This is a genomic window from Amycolatopsis sp. NPDC024027 (genome assembly GCF_040638975.1).
GTDB lineage: Bacteria > Actinomycetota > Actinomycetes > Mycobacteriales > Pseudonocardiaceae > Amycolatopsis.
Window position 1 is genome coordinate 1 of the sequence record NZ_JBEZYY010000028.1, and the last position, 16,406, is coordinate 16,406.

A 16,406-nucleotide genomic window follows, 5' to 3' on the forward strand; every position below is an offset into this window, starting at 1 on the left:
GGCTCGGGCGACAACATGACGATCAACGGCGCGAAGATCCTGTGCGGCAACATCCCCACCAAGAACGCCACGGTCTTCGTGATCGACAAGGTGCTGACGCCGGGCACCAACAAGTAAGGCGCCCCGCCGATCGCCGCCACGGCCGGTTCACTCCCACGCCGTGGCGGCGATCGGCCTCGGGAAACGGCCGCCATCTGCCGCTCCGGCCCGACGTGCACCCGAGCGGGCCTCACCAGGTGAGCGGGAGGGTGGCGACGTAGTCGGTGAGCAACCCGGAGATGATCCGGTGGTCGTTGCGGGAGAAGTGCCAGTCGCACCCGAGGTGGTCCAGGCGCGGATCGTCGAAGTTCCAGAACCGGACCCGGCTGTCGCCTTGGGCGTCGCGGTCCGAGACGACCTGCTGAGCCGGGCCGGCGAACAGGTTCGTCGCGCCGACGACGATGATCGTGCCGGCGCCGTACTGCGCGCGCAGCTTGTCGAGGAAGCCTTGGTAGGCGCTCTTGTACGCGGCGACCAGGCTGTCGGCGGTCCACGGTTCGCCGGGGTTGATGGCCGTGCTGAAGTCGTTGGTGCCCAACGCGACCACGACCAGCTGCGGTCGCCACGTGGCGGGGTTGTGCCACACGTCGCCGGACACGTTCTGGAGCGTGCGGTCGTAGTAGGTGCGGAAGTCGGTCCCGGGGTCGCCGCCGTTGTAGTTGCGCACCATGCCGCGGCCGGAGTACGCGTTGACCTGGTAGTCGGCGTTCAGGCCGCGGGCGGCGAGGGCGCCGTAGCTGATGTCGGTGTTCGTGTTGCGGTCGATCCCGCCGTTGGCCGAGCAGTCGCGGGTGGTGGAGAGGTCGCCGTAGCCCGCGGTCAGGGAGTCGCCGATGAACTCGATCTGCCGGCTGCGGGCGGCGGGTTTCGCGAGGATCTCCCCGCCGGGTGCCGCGACGAAACCGTCGAACTCGCCGGCGACCCACGGGCTTTCGGTCCGTTTGACCAGTCGTACGGTGTGTTCGGCGTCGGTCAGCCCCCGGATCTGGCGGGTGGTGCGGCCCGGGGTGACCAGCGTGGCGACCGTGGTGCCGTCGACCTGGATGTCGTAGTCGTTCTGGGCGTCGTTGAGCGCGACGTCCACGCCGGTGCCGCGGAAGCGGCCTTCGAAGGAGATGCCGGGCCAGGTGTACTGCGCGGCACTCGCCGTGGGCTTCACCCGGCCGACCGTGTACGCCCCGGCCAGCGCGTCCACCGGTGGTGGCGACGTGGTCGTCGTCGGGGGCACCGGACCGTTGCACGGCGTGCCGTTGACGGCGAAGCCGGTGGGGACCGGGTTGGCGGAGCCGGTCAACGAGCCGGTGAACCCGAGCCGGGTGCTCGCGCCGGTGCCGAGGGAGCCGTTCCAGGCGGCGTTGCCGACGGTCACCCGGTCGCCGGACTGGGCGACGGTGCCGTTCCAGAGCTGGGTGACGCGCTGACCGGCGGCGAACGTCCAGGTCAGCTGCCAGCTCGCGACCGGATCGCCGAGGTTGGTGAAGTCGACGTTCGCGCTGAAGCCGCCCGGCCACTGGCTGGCGACCGCGTAGTCGACCCGGCAGCCCGCCGAGGCTCGGGCGGCGGGAACCGCACCAACGGTGACGGCGGCGGCCACGACGGTCAAGACACCGGCGACGGCGGTCAGGCGGGATCGGCGGATGGTGTGCATCTGCGTTCCTCCGAGAACAGGCGATGGGACGGGCACGGCGGTGGGCGTGGTGATCAGGCCGGTTCTGGAAGCGCTCTCAGGTCGAGTTTACCGGAGGGGCGCCCTCGCCGGCATCTATGAGACGGTTGACTCACAGCGTCACGCATGCCAGAATCGCCCACTGTGAGACATCCGTCTCGCAGTGGGCGCCCGAGGGGATTGTCGTTGTCCGTTCAAGCATGGTTACTGGTCTACGGCATGCTGTCCGCTTATTGCCTGGCTGGCTGCCTGATGGAGCATTTCGCGGTTTTCTCCGGCTGGCCGGCTGTCGGCGCCAAGGAGTTCCAGTCCGTCCAGACGGCCCAGGGGCATGGCAGCGGCATCGTCTATGTGGTCCCGAAAACACTGTTGACCGCGCTGGTGGTCGTCATGCTCGCCGGAGCGCCGGATGCCGTCCCGGATTGGCCGTTGTGGGCCGGTTTGGCGGCGTTGACGACGTCGTGGGTTTCGTTCGTCCTCATTCAGCTTCCGATTCAGCTGCACATCCGGAAAACGGCCGATCGGGCCGCCATTGCCCGGCTGGTGCGAACCGATTGGATCCGGGTCGCCGCGATGGTGGCTCATTTCGCCTTCGCCGTCATCGCCATTGCGGGGACGAGCTAACCCGCCTGGTCGTGCCAGGTTCCCACGCTGTCCACGAGCCGGCCGATGAAATCGTCGGAGGCCGCGGCGCGCTGCATGGTCGTGCGGTAGACGATCGGTCCCACGAGCACCGCCGTCAAGTCGGCGGGCTCGATGTCGGCCTCCAGTTCGCCGGCGGCGACGGCCGATCGGATGGCGGTGTGGATCCGCTCGGTGATCGTCTTGACGGACTCGTCGTGGGGGTGCGCCGCCTGGGCGTCCGAGAGTGCGGATTGTGCCAGTGTCAGCGAGACGGCGGCGACGGCGGGGATGGCGAGCTCGTCGGCCATCTGCCGAAGCTCTTGACGCAGCCATCGGCGAACGGGCGTCTTCGGGGTGCGGAACAGCGGGAGGTCGGCGCCGCCCATGGCATCGAGCAGCAGCTGGTCGGTCCGGGCCCAGTGCCGGTAGACGGTGGCCCGGCCGACACCGGCTTCCTGAGCGACTCGCTGGTGCGTGACCGCGTCGAGGCCCTCCTCGGCCAGCAGCCGTCGGGCGGCGACGAGCATCGCCTCCCGGCTGCGCACCGCTCGCGGATCCGCTGAGTAGCTCATCTTCGCATCGTACGAGACAAGTGCCTCATTGATGGGGAGCACGATCCCGGCCGCCGGGCCGGATCGCCTCGACCCGCAGACTCGCCCCGGCCTTGGCCGCGGAGGGTTACCAGGTCGCCAACTTCGATATCCGCGGTTGCGGTGACTCGAGCCTGGGCTGGGACGGCTACAGCCGCACTGACATCGCCGGCGACCTGGTCGCTGTCGTCCGCCGGCTTGGCGGCCCGGCCGTGATCATCGGCCAATCGATCAGTGGGGGCGCCGCGACCATCGCGGCCGCCACCGCGCCCGAGGTGATCGCCGGGGTGATCGAGCTGGCGCCGTTCACCCGCGCGCAGTCCTTCGACCTCGGCGGCCTGGTGCGGGTGAAGCGCTTCCGAGCCGGTTACACCCAGCTGGCCCAGGTCATCGTGCGGGGAAGACTCGCGAACTGGACGAAGTACCTCGACCTGGCGCTGCCGGCCAAGCCGGCCGACTGGGACAGTGAGCTGGCCCGGATCGAGGCGAAGCTGAATGAGCCCGGCCGGATGAAGGTGCTGCAGGCAATGTGCAAGACCAGCCCGGCTGACGCCGGTGAGCAGCTGCGCAACGTCAAGTGCCCGGTCGTTGACCTGCCTCACGGTCTTGGTGAACTGGCGGTCATCGAAGGGGCCGGGCACTACCCGCACGTCCAGACGCCGGATCAGGTCGTCGCGCTGGCACTGCCGTTCCTCGGCAAGACGCTGACTCGTGCCTAGGGCAGGGCTCACCCCGGCCATCGTCACCGAGGCCGAGGCCGGGGCCGCGCTGGCCGACGAGGCCGGGTTCGCGCAGCCCAGCATGGGCCTGGTTGCCGAGCGGCTCGGAGTCAAAACTCCCTCGCTCTACAAGCACGTCACCAGCCAGGCCGACCTCGTCCACCGCATCGCCGTCCAGGCCGCGAACGAACTCGCCGACAACATCCGCGACGCGACACAAAAGCCGGGCCGGCAGCGAGGCCTTCACCGCCGGGGCGCAGGCGATGCGGCGGTACGTGAAGGAACATCCCGGCCGGTACGCGGCAGGCAACGCCGCCCGCCCGGCCGGGCCCGGCGACCCGCTCACCGCGGCGCTCGACCGGGTGCTCGCTTCGTGGACGGCCATGCTGCACGGGTACCGGATCGATCCCGGCCAGGAGATCCACGCCCTGCGGATGCTGCGCACCATGCTCCACGGATTCGCGACACTGGAAGCGGCCGACGGGTTCCGGATCGACTCGGACGTCGAAGACAGCTTCACCTGGTTGATCGACTTCGTCGATCGCGGCCTGCGGTCCTTGGACGGGTTCCGGTGAGCCGCCGCCGGTGACGTGCCGAGCGCGAGGAATCCCGTTCATCCCGCCGGACAGGCGGCCCCGTTCACCGTGAACCCGGTCGGAGCGGGGTTCGAGGCGGCGGATGATCCGTTGAAACCCGTCGTGAAAGCTTCGCCCGGCCGGAGATCCGTTTTCCAGGACGGAGCCAGGGCTGTCAGCCGGTTTCCGCGTTGGGTCCAGGTGCCGTTCCAGCCTTCGGTCAGTCGCTGACCGGCGGTGAACGTCATGGCCAGCGACCACGAGCGAAGAGTGTCGGGGCCTCGATTCGTGATCGTCGCCGAAGCGGTGAAACCGTTCGGCCAGGAATGTTCGATCGCGAAGTGGACTGAGCAGCTCGGCCGGGCCGGCGGGGTCACCGGCGCGCTGCCCGAGCCGGCGGCGGAGTTCGGAGCGCTCGGTCGGCTCCGCTCGGTCGACGGCGGTATTGCCGGGGTGGGGGTAGCGCTTTCCGAGACCGGCCTGGCTGGGTGAGAGGGTGATGACACGGGGGAGCTGGTCGTGCTCGACGAGTCGGCGGCCAGCACCGTGTCCGCGGAACTCGGGGAAGGCGTGCCAGGCGTCGCGGTCGCCCGCGGCAAGGACACGAAGGGAAATCCCGCGTGTGGCGGGTTCGACGGAGCCGCCGTAGCGCCGATCCAGGCGACGACTCCACATACGACAGCCGTGACGCCAAGGGCCACCGCGGCTTGTACGCTCCTACGCCGCTTCGCGGGAGTCCGATGAGTCAGGTCTTTCCCTTGGCGGCTGCCGAGTTCCCGCCCTTCGGGAGAGGCGTCGGTGACACCGCGGCCAGGTGCTTCCGCACCGGCCGGCCTTCGCGCGCGCTGTCCTGCGGTACGAAGAAGTTCGTCCACCGAGAGCTGTTCGTCCTTCCGGTGCCCAGGGGGCATCACCACCGAACCTCCAACGTTCGAACAGCCCTTTCGATTGTTTGCCGTCGACCGGCGCGAACAATTCGACCGCAGCACGGACCGCCTTCCCCGCGGCGGGCGCGGAGAAGGTGACTTCCGGGGGATTGCTCCGTCTGGGGGAGTGGGGCTGACGGGGAATCTTGCGGCTCCCATGATCGCATACTCGTCGCGTCAAGGCAGCGACCGACCTGCCGATCCGTTGCGGCTTCGACGAGTGACGTTGAAGGATCATTCGAACCGTGATCGCCAAGCCGGTGTCCATTGCGGAATTCGGCTCATTTCACGAGCGGCGATCAGCCTAGCCGGCACTGGGCCAACGAAACGTACTTGTGTCGAACCGCTAAAAATAACAACGCCACAACGGGCAGCTCAGGTGAGCCGGGCCGCGGGCGGTGGCTTCGGGCGGCCTTCCCAGCCGAGGTCCGCGGACACCTCCGCCGCCGCCTTCGCGGTGACCCGGCCCGCGGTGTCGAGGCGTTCGTCGAGCCGTTCGGCGGGAGCGGAGATGTTCAACGCGGCGACGACCCGGCCGCGGAAGTCGCGGATCGGCGCCGAGACCCCGACCAGGCCGGCCTCGAACTCCTCCCGGACACGGGCGTAGCCGTCCCGCCGGGTTTGCTCGATCTTCGCCCACAGCTCGGGCAGTGAGTGCACTTCGGACCGTGGCCGGTCGTCGGCCAGGGCCGGGAAGCGGACGTAGAGCTCGTCGGGGGTGGCGTCGAGCAGCAGGACCCGGCCGGCCGACGTGCAGTGGGCCGGCACCCCGCGGCCCTCCCAGCCGTGCACCCGGAAGGAGTGCCCGGACACCGACGGCAGCGTCAGGACCTCCTGGTCGCGCAGGACGCAGAGGTGGCTGGTTTCTTCGAGCTCCGCCGACAGGTCCCGCATCACCGGCTCGGCGGTCCGGGCCAGCCGGTCCTCGACCGTCCGGGCGACCAGGGAGAACAACCGCCGGCCGAGCCGGTAGCCCAGCGTGTCCGGGTCGCGCTCGACGACACCTTCCTCGCCGAGGGCCTTGAGGGCCCGTGAGACCTGGCTCTTCTCCCGGCCGGTGAGCTGGGTGAGGCGGACGACACCCAGTTCGCCGGCGCGCTGTGCCTCGGGGAGGCGAGCGCCTCCAGCAGGTCCAGGTCGCGGCGCAGCCCGTGCCCCTGGTGCCGGGCACCGTCGTCCGGGAGTGTCATGTCCCCGAAATGAGCAACCGCCCGCGAGAGCGCGAGTTGGCGTCAGCGCAACCCGCGTTGCAATGTCCGGCCGGACCTTGTCCGCGGTTTCCGCGCGCTCCTACCGTCGGTCCCGCCGCACCCCCATCGACCTGGAGCACCCATGACCTTCGCGTCCACCGCGCTCATCGGCGAAGCCTTCGTCGGCGAGGGCGCCAACGCCGCCCACACGAACATCGTGCCGGGTCGCCGGGACGGCCCGGTGGAAGCCGCGTGGGCGACCGCGCCGGCCACGCCGAGCGCGGGCCACGTGCCGTTCGTGACCGTGCTGCGCCCGTCCGTGCCGGTGCAGCCGCCGACGCTGTTCGTGCCCAAGGCCGCCGCCGGGACCGACCTGCACCAGCGGTCCACCTGGGGCGCCGCACAGGCCGGGCTCGCCCAGGGCGTGGCCGACGCCGTCGAGGCCGGCACGTTGCCGGTCATCGCCGCGATCTGGGTCGACCCCGACGTGAACGACCTCGACGAGGCCTTCGCGAACCAGCGTCTCGCCGCCTTCCGTGCGACCCGCGCCGCGGGGCTGGGCACACCGACGATCGACGCCGCGCGCACCGGGCCGGCCAACCCGTTCTACGCACCGGACCCGGAGGTCCTGGCGCGGACCGCGCCCGAGCCGGCGGCCATCCGATGAAGATCACCGCCATCACCCTCGACCGGTTGCGGCTGGAGCTGGACCCGCCGCTCGCCGCGGCCTGGGACCCGGTACCGCGGCGGCACTTCGACGCCACGATCGTGCGGGTGCACACCGACGACGGCGTCACCGGCATCGGCTCCGGCGACACCATGGCCGGCTTCGAGGCCGTCGAGCACCTGTTCCTCGGCGAAGACCCCCTGGACATCGTGCGGCACGTCAAGGCCATCGAAACCGCCAACTTCCACGGCGGCCGCTACTGGCCCCTCGAAGCCGCGCTCTGGGACATCATCGGCCAGGTCGCCGGCCTGCCGGTCGCGACGCTGTTCGGGAACTCCGCCCGCTCGCTGCCCGCGTACGCCTCTTCGGCCGAGCTGAAACCGCCGGCCGAACGCGCGGAGACGGCCCTGCGGGCCCGCGAAGCCGGGTTCCGGGCGATGAAGATCCGGATCGACCGCGACCGCGTCGACGAGGGCGTCGCCGCCGTGACCGCCGTCCGCGACGCCCTCGGCCCGGACTTCGGCATCATGGTCGACCTCAACCAGTCCTGGCGGATGGCCGGCGACACCGCGCCCGCGTCGGACCTGGTCAAGACGCGCAAGCTGGTACGCCGGCTGAGCGAGCTGGACGCGTTCTGGGTCGAGGAACCCTTGCCGTACAACGACATAGCCGGCTTCAAGGCGCTCCGCGCGGAAAACCCCGGCGTGCGGATCGCGGCGGGGGAGATGCACCATTCGGTGCCGGAGCTGCTGCGCTACCTCGAAGAAGACGTCCTCGACGTCTACCAGATGGACGTCGTGCTCGCGGTCGGCATGCACCGGGCCCGGACGCTGGCCGAGCTCGCCCAGCTCAAGCGCCGCGCGTTCACCCCGCACAGCTGGACCAACGGCATCGGCGTGCTGGCCAACCTGCACGTCTCGGCCGGGGTCGGCGGTGGTCCGTTCTTCGAATTCCCCTGGGACCCGCCCGGGTGGACGCCCGAGCGCCGGGACTTCATGCTGGCCGAGCCGGTGATGATCAACACCGACGGCGAACTGGAGGTCCCGCAGCGACCCGGCCTGGGGATCGAACTCGACGAGAAGGCGGTGCAGCGGTGGCGGGTCTGACCCACCAGGACTGGCTCGCGGCGGCGGAGGGGCTGACGCCCGAGACCCGGCCCGCGGTGGCGCGACGCATCGCCGAAGAGATCCTCGACGCGCGCGCGGAGTCCGGTGGCTCGACGCGCCGGTCAGCGGTATGGCTGATGATCAACCTGCTGGGGCGCTGCTGGCCCGCAAGGACCTCGGCCTGGCCGTCGACCTCGGCCGCGACGTCGGGGTGCCGGCCGAGCTTTCCGCGCTCGTCGAGCAGATCTTCTGTCGTGCGAAGGCGGCCTACGGCGACCTCGTCGGGGACATGAGCCCGATCCGTCTGTACGAAACGTGGGCCGGCCAGGACTTCCGGCTGCCGCTGCCCAGCTTCCCGGCCGTCTGAAGGAGACCAGCATGCGCCTGTCCGTCGAGCCGACCGGCCGCACCGAATACGGCCCCGGCGTCGTCGCCGAGCTGCCCGGTTTCGTCGACGGCCTGGGCCACCGCCGGGTCTTCGTGGTCACCGACCGGGGGTTGCGAGCCACGGGGATCGTCGAGCGCGTCGAGAAGATCCTGGCCGCCGCCGGGATCGAGCACGCGGTGCACGAGGACATCGGCCCGAACCCGTCGACGGCGGAACTCGACCGCGGCGCCGCCGTACTGCGCGGTTTCGGTGATTCGGCGGTGCTCGCGCTCGGCGGCGGCTCGGCACTGGACGCGGCCAAGGGCATCTCGCTGCTCGCCGGAAACCCGGGCGCCGGGGCAGCGGACGCGGAGCGGCTGTGGGACGCCTCCGACGGCTTGCCGCTGATCGCCGTCCCGACGACGGCCGGCACCGGTGCGGAAACCAACGGGTTCGGCGTCACCGAGGACGTCTGCGCGCGCCGGAAGGTCTACATCGGACACACTTCGGTCAAGCCGCGGATCGCCGTGCTGGACCCGGAGCTCACCCTCGGGCGGCCCGCCCGGATCACTGCGGCGACCGGCTTGGACGCCCTGGTCCACGGCATCGAATCCCTGGCTTCACGGGGATCCACGCCGTTCTCGGCGGCCTACGCCGCGCAGGCGGTCGGCCTGGTCGGCCGCTGGTTGCCGGTCGCCTACCGCGACGGCGGAGATCTGCAGGCGCGGGCGGAGCTGATGCTCGGCGCGCACCTGGCCGGGCACGCGCTCACGTTGTCCGGCCTCGGCCTGGTCCACGGGATCGGCCACGCGCTGACCGCGCACGCGGGCACCCCGCACGGTGTCGCGCCGGCCGCGGTGCTGGAGGAGGTGATGGCGTTCAGCGCAACAGCCGCCGCGGCGGCGTACGAGGTGACGGCTCGCGCGCTGCACGTGGGACCTTCGGCGGATTGGGCCGACGCGGCGATCCTCGCGGTCCGGGAGATCTCGGGCGCGATCGAGATCAAGCGCCCGTTGCGAGAACTCGGCGTCACCCGCGAGGACATCCCGGCGATAGCGGCGGCCGCGGTCGCCGACGTCGTCACCGAGAACGCGCCGCGCCTGCCCTCGGAGGCGGAAGTCGCCGAACTGCTGCGTTCGGTGTACTGAACTCCTTTTGCGGTGAAAGAACGAAGACATGTTGACTCAGCCGGACGGGATGGCATGTAATCGACACATGCGCATTTTCCTTGGATTGGGCATCATGGGCATGGTTTTCGTGGGCGGCTGCGCCACCGGGCTCCACGGTCACTCCGGAAATCCATCCGTGAATACATCCGCGCCTGCTGCGGCGTCGTCGTTCACCACCACGGACCGCGCTTGGATTGAGATCAACACAGCCATGGACGAGCAGCTTGTTCCGATGCTCGACCTCGTCGACAGTCACACCGGAACCGCGGCTGTTCGCGACCTCGGTAAAAAAGCCGACGCCTCGGCGAAATCGGAGCTGCTGGATCTGCGGCGGCTGCACGATCAGGCCGGCCTCCCGGCGGAGAACCCCCACAAGGGGATGGAGATGCCCGGGATGGTTTCCTCGAACCAGATCGCGCACGCCGGCGCTTTGCGCGAGGCGGACTTCGACAACTACTTCAAAAAGTGCCTGCGCGATCACCTGGATCAAAAGGAACGGTTGGCGCTCGGCGAGAAGTCGGCCGGCAAAGAGTCGCAGACCGTGAGCCTGGCCTCGCGAGTCCTGCAAGAACAGAACCAGCTCTCCGCGCTGGTCGAATAGCGGCCCGGTGGGGTGTCGTGCGGGCGCGATCAGGTCGAACGTCGAGCCGTCACCACGCGGCGTTCGGTCGCGAACTCACGCTCACGAGAGGCCAAGTCAGGAGTGATTTTTTCGTGTGAAATCACGGCATTTCTCCCTGAAGTCCGAGACGAAGGCCGCCGTGCCGCCCGGTCGGGACGACACGGCACGGCGGCCGCTCGCCGTCGCTCTCAGCCGCCGGTGAAGCTCGGCGTGGTCCCGCACTTCGCGTTCTGGTTCAGGCAGGTCTTGACCAGTGCGGCCAGTTTGACGTGGTCCCAGCCGTTCATGAAGTCACCGTGCATCGACGACGCCATTCCCGAGGACAGCGCGAGACCGTCGCCGCCCAGGATGTCGTAGTTGACCATGTACGAAAGGTTCGGCACCGCGACCGGGTAGTTTCCCTGGCACTTGCCGGCGACCGGGTCACCCATGTGCGACTTGTGGTCGGGTGAGTCGATGTGCTTGCCGTCCCAGCAATCCTTGAACGTGAGTTGGTAGATCAGATTCCCGCCGGGGGCACAAACAGGCCAGTTCCCGTCGGCGCTTCGCCCGACCTCGGCGCTGCCCGCGCACCAGAATTGGTTTCCCTGGCCCTTCTGGGTGGGTACCTGCAGCTTGGCATCACCCTGCACCATCACCAGCCCGGGCGGGAACGGCCGGACGGCCGACGGGTCGGGGAGCCGGGAACCGTAGTAGACGCGCATGCTCTTGAACGGAACGGCCGCACCGTTCCTCTGCAGCTGCGGTACCCAGTAAGCGGCGTTGTCACCAGGGGAGTTGCACGTCGTCGCCCCGGCGGCCCGAAGCGTTTCCGTTGTCATGAACGCGTCGTTCCTCGGCCCGAAGAACGTGTGCATGTGGGAGGCGCCGGACAGGCGGGGGAAGACGATCGCATCGTCCTTGGCTTCGTTCGCGATCGTGCAGTCGGTGTGGAACTCGGGGACCCTCGTCGTCCCGGCCGGCACGGGTGGCGGCACGATGCCCTGGTAGTCGGTCAGTTCGCGCTGGTACCGCGCTTGGTCCACGTCCACCCAGCCGGCATCCGCCGCGATGGAGTTGCCCGAAGCTCCGGCTGCAGCGGAGCCCGGTTCGCTCGCGCCGGCCACGAAGGCTGTGCTTCCGGCCAGCGCAAGAGCGAGGGCAGCGGTGAGAACGGCCCGGGTCCGGAGCCGGGACTGTCGAGGTCGACAACCAGTAACCCGATTCGGCGTATTTCGCATATGAATCTCCTCGATTTCCTTGCGGAATGTTGCACAGGTACTACGAAGATCTGAAGTAATGCGGTCGCGGAGGCGTCACAGTTGCCGAGGGGTCGCACGGTCGCGCTGACATCGCTGAGCGGCTGAACGCGTGCGCTTCAGGCAGCCGCGGCCGCAAAGGTTGTTGTCGTCGCAGTGGTAGCGCGGATTGTCTGGGATGCCTGGGCGCCGTTTGGCATCGCTCGCGAAAACGGCAACCTACTGCCGAGAAGTTGTGTTACCGCTCGTGCCGGCGAACACGGTCAACCGTGACGCGGTACTGGGGGTACGCAGTCGCCGATCTGGAGAGGCGCAGAATGAATCCGCGCAAGACCCGCGCCCGGACCGGTGCCGGCGCACCTTTGTTCGCGGTAAACCCCGCGACCGCACCGGAGTCCCGTGGGAATGACTCGATTCCGCGGACACGGGACACCACTCGGCCGGAGGAACGGCCGATGTGCCCCTCGGCTGCGGTCGGTGGTGCTGCGGTCTGGGGTGCTTGGTGCTGGCGCGTCGTGGTCGGGAGAACGTCCTTGATCTCATCGAGCCCACCTGGTCAGTCGTGATCCATCGTGTCGCGCACTGCGCGCGTCACGATGCCGAGGCGAGCGCACGGCTCGCACCGGCATTCGGGTGAGGTGGCAGATTTACCACTGAAGCTTCGTCACGCCCCGTGAGCGAATCGACGGGTGTGACGTTCTAAGCAGTGGAGCATCAACCAACCCGAGATGCTGGAGTGTTCCAGGTGGCGGCCGCGGAACCGGTTCCATCGAGGCAACTGCCAGTAAACCGCCCGGATTGGGGTGACGTCAAGACGCTTGACGGCAAATTTCCACCACCACGGACCGTGGTGGTGGACCTGGCCACACCGGCGCGAGGCGATCGCCGGGGTGATGGAACGGATGGCCGGGGACAACCGCAGTGGGGGCTGCAAGAGGATGCGGACGTGGCGGCAGTTCCCGCGCACGCAGGCTTCGACGAGGCCGACGTGCGACTTCTTCCGCGTCGACTGTGCGCTCACCCCAACCGGATCTACGTGTTCTTCGTGCTGGGGTTCGGCAGCCGCTCCGTCCACGTCCTCGGCACGACCACGAATCCGGACCGCGGATGGATCACCCGGCAGATCCGCAACCTCCCCGCAGGGGCGACTGCCAAGGCGGCGATCCGGTCCTTCGCCCGCGGTCTGGCCGTCGAACTGGGAGACCGCGGGATTCGCGTGAACGCCATCAGCCCCGGCTACATCCGCACCAGGCCGGGGCAAGCGGACGCCGCAGCCTTTCAAGCCGCCGGCGCCGCCGGCATCCCGCTGCGCCGCGTCGGACGACCCGAGGAGGTCGCCGCGGCCACCCTGTTCCTCGCTTCCGGCGACAGCAGCTACATCACCGGCAGCGAGTTGTTCGTCGACGGCGGCCGCACGCAGGTCTGACCCGCACCGTCCACACCGGACGCCGCTGGTGCCGACAATTCGAGGGCAATGTCCGCACGGCGAGCGGCGGGTGACCGGACGGCCGGCTTATCGGCCGTCCGGCCACCACGTGCGCCTTCCGGGATCAGGAGAGCTGACCGACCTCCGCGTCCGTCAACGCTTTGCCGGCCACTGCGACGTCGTCGACTGCGCCGCTCCAGAAGTCGACGTTGCGGCCGTCGTACTTGGCCCGTCCGACGGTGAACGCGCCGGTGCCGGCGAGGGCCGGCCCGGCCGGGGCCGTCGCGACCTTCACACCGTCCACGTAGAGCCGGATCTCGTTGCCGGCCCGCACACCCGTGAGCTCGTACCAGCGGCCGAGCTCCGGCACGACCTCGTACCGGGCCCGGTTGCCGCCGGGCGTGCTGAAGGCGAACGCGCCCTGCCCGTACTGCAGGTAGAAGGGGCTTTCCCGCCCCCTGCCGTCCTGGCTCACCGCGGTCGCGTAGTTGCCGGGCAACTGGTCGAGCCGCACCTTCGCGGACACCGTGTAGTCACCGGTCGTGTCGACGACCGGGCCGTAGGTGTCGGCGGAGCCGCCGGTGAACTGCAGCGCGCCGTCCTTGAACGCGGCACCGGCCGGGGTGAGGGTCAGCGGGTTGCCGCCGCCGCTGGAGTCCCTCGCGGTAGTTCCCCGGCGCTCGTCGAGGTTCCAGGCCCCCTTGCCCGCGTACGGGTAGGGCTTGCCCGCGTCGGCACCGGCCGCGATCACCCGGCGGTTGATCTCGCGGACGGGACCCGGGTCGACCTTGATGCGCTTGCGGTCGTACGTCCAGAGCCCGTTCAGCTCGCCTTCGAGGTCGGTGACCTGCGTGTAGACCGACGCCGACAGCTCGGCGCGAGCCTGTCCGAGGTAGAACGTGCGGGTGTTGTCGACGTACTTCGCCGTCAGCGCCGCCTTGTCCGCCACGCCGCTGTAGATCGCGATCGGCGCACCCGGCCACTGGTGACCCGGCGTGCGCAGCGTGAAGCCGCCGTGTTCGCCGTCCATCGCGACGCGCTTGCCGTCGGAGCGGGCCGGGTCGGTGTTGTTGTAGTCGTGGTGGTCGATGACGTCGCCCGCGCCCGAGTCGCCCTTGGAGGCGCAGCAGTTCACCCCGCTGTGGGCGTTGACGATCCGGCTCGGGTCCGCGGCCTTGACCTGGTCGGTGATCCGGCCGGTCGCGGCCTTGTCCCACTCGCCCCAGCCTTCGTTGAACACGATCCAGGCGTAGACGGACGGGGAGTTCTGCAGCTGGTGCATCTCTTCCAGGCCCTGGCTGAGCCACGCCTGCTGCGCCGCGGGGTTGTTGCCGTCCTCGACGGACACGAAGTCCTGCCACACCAGCAATCCGAGCTGGTCCGCGTGGTAGTACCAGCGGGCGGGCTCGACCTTGATGTGCTTGCGGACGGCGTTGAAGCCGAGGTCCTTCTGCGCCTTCAGGTCGAAGACGAGGGCGTCGTCGCTCGGCGCGGTGTTCAGGCCGTCCGGGTAGAAGCCCTGGTCCAGCTGCATCAGCGAAAAGAACGGCTTGCCGTTGAGCGTCAGCTTCGGCGTGCCGCCGACGTTCGTGATGCCGGTGGACCGCATGCCGAAGTAGCTCTTGACGTTGTCGCTGCCCAGCTTGATCTCCAGCTGGTAGAGGTACGGGTCGTCCGGTGTCCACAGGTGCGGGTTCGGTACCGCCAGCTTCAGGTTCGCGTTCGCCGGCCCGGTGACCGTGCCGACCGGCCGGCCGCGCGCGTCCTTGGCGACCGCCGTGACGGTGGCGTTGCCCGCGGACTTGACGGTGAGCGCCAGCGAGCTGGTGGTCAGGTCGGGAGTCGTCTTGATCTCGTCGATGCCCTGGGCCGCCACCGGCTCCAGCCACACCGTCTGCCAGATGCCCGACGACGGCGTGTAGAAGATCCCGCCGGGGTTGGCGGACTGCTTGCCCTTCGGCTGGTACGGCCCGGTCGTGTCGGTCACGGCGACGACGATCTCCTGCTCGTCACCGCGCTTGAGGGCGTCGGTGATGTCGGCGCTGAACGCCGTGTAACCGCCGGTGTGCTCCGCGACGGGCTTGCCGTTCACCCACACCTTGGCCTGGTAGTCGACGGCGCCGAAGTTGAGCTTGAGGCGCTGCCCGCCGCCGATCTTCCAGTCGCGCGGGACGGTGACCGTGCGGCGGTAGAACATGTGGTCCTCGTGCCGTTCGAGCCCGGAGAGCTGCGACTCGATCGGGTAGGGCACGATCACCTTTTCGGGCAGCCGCTTGCCGAACGTGGGCTGCTGGCCCTCCTTGGCGGAGGAGAACTCCCACGGGCCGTTGAGGTTGACCCACTTGTCGCGCTCGAGCTGCGGCCGCGGGTACTCCGGCAGCGGGTGGCGCGTGTCGACGTTCTCGCCCCACGGCGTCCGGAGGCGTTCCGTCGAAGCGTTCGCGACGATGCGCCCGGCTTTGCCGACCTTCGTGCCGTTCACCGCGAGCGCGCCCGCGCCGTCGTAGTAGAGGGTGACCCGCTGGCCCTTCAGGACCTTTTCGGCCAGCTGGATCGTGGCCCGGGTGCGGGTCGTCGTGATGACCGAGACCGGCATCGGCGTCGCGTCGACCTCGATGCGCAGGTGGTCTTTCAGGTCGCCGGTCCCCGAGACGCGGCCGTCGAAGTCGGCCGTGAGCGTGCGGCCGTCCCGGGAGATGTCCGCCGTACGCGGCACGACCGCGAAGCCGGCCGGAGGCGTGAACGCCGACAGCGGCACGATCTGCTTCGCGATGGTCGGGCTCGACCAGCGCAGGAACATGTTGGCGCCGCCGGTGTCCTGGAACACCTCCAGCTTGAAGTCGTACTGCTTGCCGGCGGCCAGCGTGACCGGCGTGCTGGTCTGCTCCTTGTCCCAGTCACCGACCCAGTGGTCGATCACCGGTGTGCCGTCGATGAAGAGCCGGAACCCGTTGTCACCGATGGCGTAGAAGGTGTAGTCGCCGGTCTGCGGCACGGCGAGCTGCCCGGTCCACCGGGCGGTCGTGTCCTCGGTGCGCCCGGCGACCAGGCCGAAGACCGAAGTCAGGTCGGGGTGGTCGACCTCTCCGTCGAGCGCGGTGCCGGCCAGGTTCGCGAAGTCGTGCGCGCCCGGCGCCGACGTGGTGAAGTACTCGGCCTTCAAGCCGTGCACCGGCTCGGCGGCACCTGCGGGTGGCGTTCCCGACGCCACGCCCAGCCCCACGAGCAGGGCGAGGAAGACGGAAGCGGCTCTTCTCATCGGCGGGACCCTTCATTTTTACAACGTTGTAAAACGTGCTGGGGAGATCCAATCAGACAAGTCGGACCGCCATCTACCGCCGAATGTCGGTATCTCGGCGACCGACTGCCGAATCACGCTGCCGCCGGTGGTCCGGGGTTCGTGGGCGAGCAGGGAGGCGGGGGTCCTTCCGCGGCCGTCCGAGGTGGAACGCGCAGGCGTCGCGGGCCGCCGGTCAACTCCC

General features: G+C 69.4%; 17 protein-coding genes and 1 pseudogene. 11 read left to right on the top strand and 7 right to left on the bottom strand.

Going from position 1 to position 16,406, the window contains the following annotated elements:
- A partial coding sequence (locus AB0F52_RS43720; protein ID WP_360175011.1) for a fasciclin domain-containing protein occupies positions 1-117 on the top strand: 117 nt, incomplete at its 5' end.
- A 112-nt stretch (positions 118-229) separates the two neighbouring features.
- Here the strand turns inward: AB0F52_RS43720 and AB0F52_RS43725 are convergent.
- A complete protein-coding gene (locus AB0F52_RS43725; RefSeq protein ID WP_360183986.1) occupies positions 230-1,687 on the bottom strand; it encodes a cellulose binding domain-containing protein in 1,458 nt (485 codons plus the stop codon).
- Positions 1,688-1,891: 204 nt separating this feature from the next.
- Here AB0F52_RS43725 and AB0F52_RS43730 point away from each other — a divergent pair, with 204 nt between their 5' ends.
- Positions 1,892-2,329 carry a hypothetical protein gene (locus tag AB0F52_RS43730; protein ID WP_360183988.1) on the top strand — a complete coding sequence of 146 codons (438 nt, stop codon included), beginning with the start codon at positions 1,892-1,894 and terminating at the stop codon, positions 2,327-2,329.
- On the opposite strand, the gene AB0F52_RS43735 is transcribed toward AB0F52_RS43730, so the two are convergent.
- Positions 2,326-2,901 carry a TetR/AcrR family transcriptional regulator gene (locus AB0F52_RS43735; protein ID WP_360183990.1) on the bottom strand — a complete coding sequence of 192 codons (576 nt, stop codon included), beginning with the start codon at positions 2,899-2,901 and terminating at the stop codon, positions 2,326-2,328. The genes AB0F52_RS43730 and AB0F52_RS43735 overlap by 4 nt on opposite strands.
- Before the next feature lie 62 nt (positions 2,902-2,963).
- On the opposite strand from AB0F52_RS43735, the gene AB0F52_RS43740 reads away from it, so the two are divergent.
- Both AB0F52_RS43740 and AB0F52_RS43745 read left to right on the top strand, forming a co-directional pair.
- On the top strand, positions 2,964-3,638 hold the full coding sequence (locus AB0F52_RS43740; protein ID WP_360184230.1) for an alpha/beta hydrolase: 675 nt from the start codon (positions 2,964-2,966) through the stop codon (positions 3,636-3,638).
- A gap of 275 nt (positions 3,639-3,913) precedes the next feature.
- Positions 3,914-4,213, top strand: coding sequence for a TetR-like C-terminal domain-containing protein (locus AB0F52_RS43745; protein ID WP_360183992.1), 300 nt, complete (start codon positions 3,914-3,916; stop codon positions 4,211-4,213).
- A 38-nt stretch (positions 4,214-4,251) separates the two neighbouring features.
- On the opposite strand, the gene AB0F52_RS43750 is transcribed toward AB0F52_RS43745, so the two are convergent.
- On the bottom strand, positions 4,252-4,548 hold the full coding sequence (locus AB0F52_RS43750) for a cellulose binding domain-containing protein (RefSeq protein ID WP_360184233.1): 297 nt from the start codon (positions 4,546-4,548) through the stop codon (positions 4,252-4,254).
- Here AB0F52_RS43750 and AB0F52_RS43755 point away from each other — a divergent pair.
- Positions 4,460-4,705, top strand: coding sequence for a hypothetical protein (locus AB0F52_RS43755; RefSeq protein WP_360183994.1), 246 nt, complete (start codon positions 4,460-4,462; stop codon positions 4,703-4,705). The two genes, AB0F52_RS43750 and AB0F52_RS43755, sit on opposite strands and share 89 nt — an antisense overlap.
- 809 nt (positions 4,706-5,514) lie before the next feature.
- Here AB0F52_RS43755 and AB0F52_RS43760 read toward each other — a convergent pair.
- The gene (locus tag AB0F52_RS43760; RefSeq protein WP_360183996.1) at positions 5,515-6,093 is read right to left on the bottom strand and encodes an IclR family transcriptional regulator C-terminal domain-containing protein; all 579 of its coding nucleotides are present in this window, start codon (positions 6,091-6,093) and stop codon (positions 5,515-5,517) included.
- Positions 6,094-6,180: 87 nt separating this feature from the next.
- A pseudogene (locus tag AB0F52_RS43765) lies at positions 6,181-6,393 on the bottom strand (hypothetical protein); the annotation flags it as partial.
- A 78-nt stretch (positions 6,394-6,471) separates the two neighbouring features.
- Between AB0F52_RS43765 and AB0F52_RS43770 the strand changes: the two are divergent.
- From AB0F52_RS43770 to AB0F52_RS43790, 5 genes are all read left to right on the top strand, one after another.
- Positions 6,472-6,996 carry a formaldehyde-activating enzyme gene (locus AB0F52_RS43770; protein ID WP_360183998.1) on the top strand — a complete coding sequence of 175 codons (525 nt, stop codon included), beginning with the start codon at positions 6,472-6,474 and terminating at the stop codon, positions 6,994-6,996.
- Positions 6,993-8,102, top strand: a complete 1,110-nt coding sequence (locus AB0F52_RS43775) for a mandelate racemase/muconate lactonizing enzyme family protein (RefSeq protein WP_360184000.1) — start codon at positions 6,993-6,995, stop codon at positions 8,100-8,102. The genes AB0F52_RS43770 and AB0F52_RS43775 overlap by 4 nt, the downstream gene beginning before the upstream one ends.
- A gap of 130 nt (positions 8,103-8,232) precedes the next feature.
- Positions 8,233-8,469 carry an NAD-binding protein gene (locus AB0F52_RS43780; RefSeq protein WP_360184002.1) on the top strand — a complete coding sequence of 79 codons (237 nt, stop codon included), beginning with the start codon at positions 8,233-8,235 and terminating at the stop codon, positions 8,467-8,469.
- Positions 8,470-8,480: 11 nt separating this feature from the next.
- Complete coding sequence (locus tag AB0F52_RS43785; protein WP_360184004.1) at positions 8,481-9,617, top strand: iron-containing alcohol dehydrogenase; 1,137 nt, start codon at positions 8,481-8,483, stop codon at positions 9,615-9,617.
- 67 nt (positions 9,618-9,684) lie between these two features.
- Positions 9,685-10,239, top strand: coding sequence for a DUF305 domain-containing protein (locus tag AB0F52_RS43790; RefSeq protein ID WP_360184006.1), 555 nt, complete (start codon positions 9,685-9,687; stop codon positions 10,237-10,239).
- A gap of 209 nt (positions 10,240-10,448) precedes the next feature.
- On the opposite strand, the gene AB0F52_RS43795 is transcribed toward AB0F52_RS43790, so the two are convergent.
- The gene (locus tag AB0F52_RS43795) at positions 10,449-11,291 is read right to left on the bottom strand and encodes a DUF1996 domain-containing protein (RefSeq protein WP_360184008.1); all 843 of its coding nucleotides are present in this window, start codon (positions 11,289-11,291) and stop codon (positions 10,449-10,451) included.
- A 943-nt stretch (positions 11,292-12,234) separates the two neighbouring features.
- On the opposite strand from AB0F52_RS43795, the gene AB0F52_RS43800 reads away from it, so the two are divergent.
- Entirely contained in the window at positions 12,235-12,924 is a 690-nt protein-coding gene (locus AB0F52_RS43800; protein ID WP_360184010.1) for an SDR family oxidoreductase, read from the top strand.
- A gap of 124 nt (positions 12,925-13,048) precedes the next feature.
- Here the strand turns inward: AB0F52_RS43800 and AB0F52_RS43805 are convergent, their stop codons facing one another.
- Positions 13,049-16,183 carry a LamG-like jellyroll fold domain-containing protein gene (locus AB0F52_RS43805; RefSeq protein WP_360184012.1) on the bottom strand — a complete coding sequence of 1,045 codons (3,135 nt, stop codon included), beginning with the start codon at positions 16,181-16,183 and terminating at the stop codon, positions 13,049-13,051.
- Between the last annotated feature and the right edge of the window lie 223 nt (positions 16,184-16,406).

What these genes read in the sequence shown, in the direction of transcription:
- AB0F52_RS43735 (WP_360183990.1), bottom strand. Translation starts at nt 2,901, where the DNA reads ATGAGCTACTCAGCGGATCCGCGAGCGGTGCGCAGCCGGGAGGCGATG.
- AB0F52_RS43775 (WP_360184000.1), top strand. Translation starts at nt 6,993, where the DNA reads ATGAAGATCACCGCCATCACCCTCGACCGGTTGCGGCTGGAGCTGGAC.
- AB0F52_RS43805 (WP_360184012.1), bottom strand. Translation starts at nt 16,183, where the DNA reads ATGAGAAGAGCCGCTTCCGTCTTCCTCGCCCTGCTCGTGGGGCTGGGC.
- AB0F52_RS43770 (WP_360183998.1), top strand. Translation starts at nt 6,472, where the DNA reads ATGACCTTCGCGTCCACCGCGCTCATCGGCGAAGCCTTCGTCGGCGAG.
- AB0F52_RS43790 (WP_360184006.1), top strand. Translation starts at nt 9,685, where the DNA reads ATGCGCATTTTCCTTGGATTGGGCATCATGGGCATGGTTTTCGTGGGC.
- AB0F52_RS43725 (WP_360183986.1), bottom strand. Translation starts at nt 1,687, where the DNA reads ATGCACACCATCCGCCGATCCCGCCTGACCGCCGTCGCCGGTGTCTTG.
- AB0F52_RS43755 (WP_360183994.1), top strand. Translation starts at nt 4,460, where the DNA reads ATGGCCAGCGACCACGAGCGAAGAGTGTCGGGGCCTCGATTCGTGATC.
- AB0F52_RS43785 (WP_360184004.1), top strand. Translation starts at nt 8,481, where the DNA reads ATGCGCCTGTCCGTCGAGCCGACCGGCCGCACCGAATACGGCCCCGGC.
- AB0F52_RS43780 (WP_360184002.1), top strand. Translation starts at nt 8,233, where the DNA reads ATGGCTGATGATCAACCTGCTGGGGCGCTGCTGGCCCGCAAGGACCTC.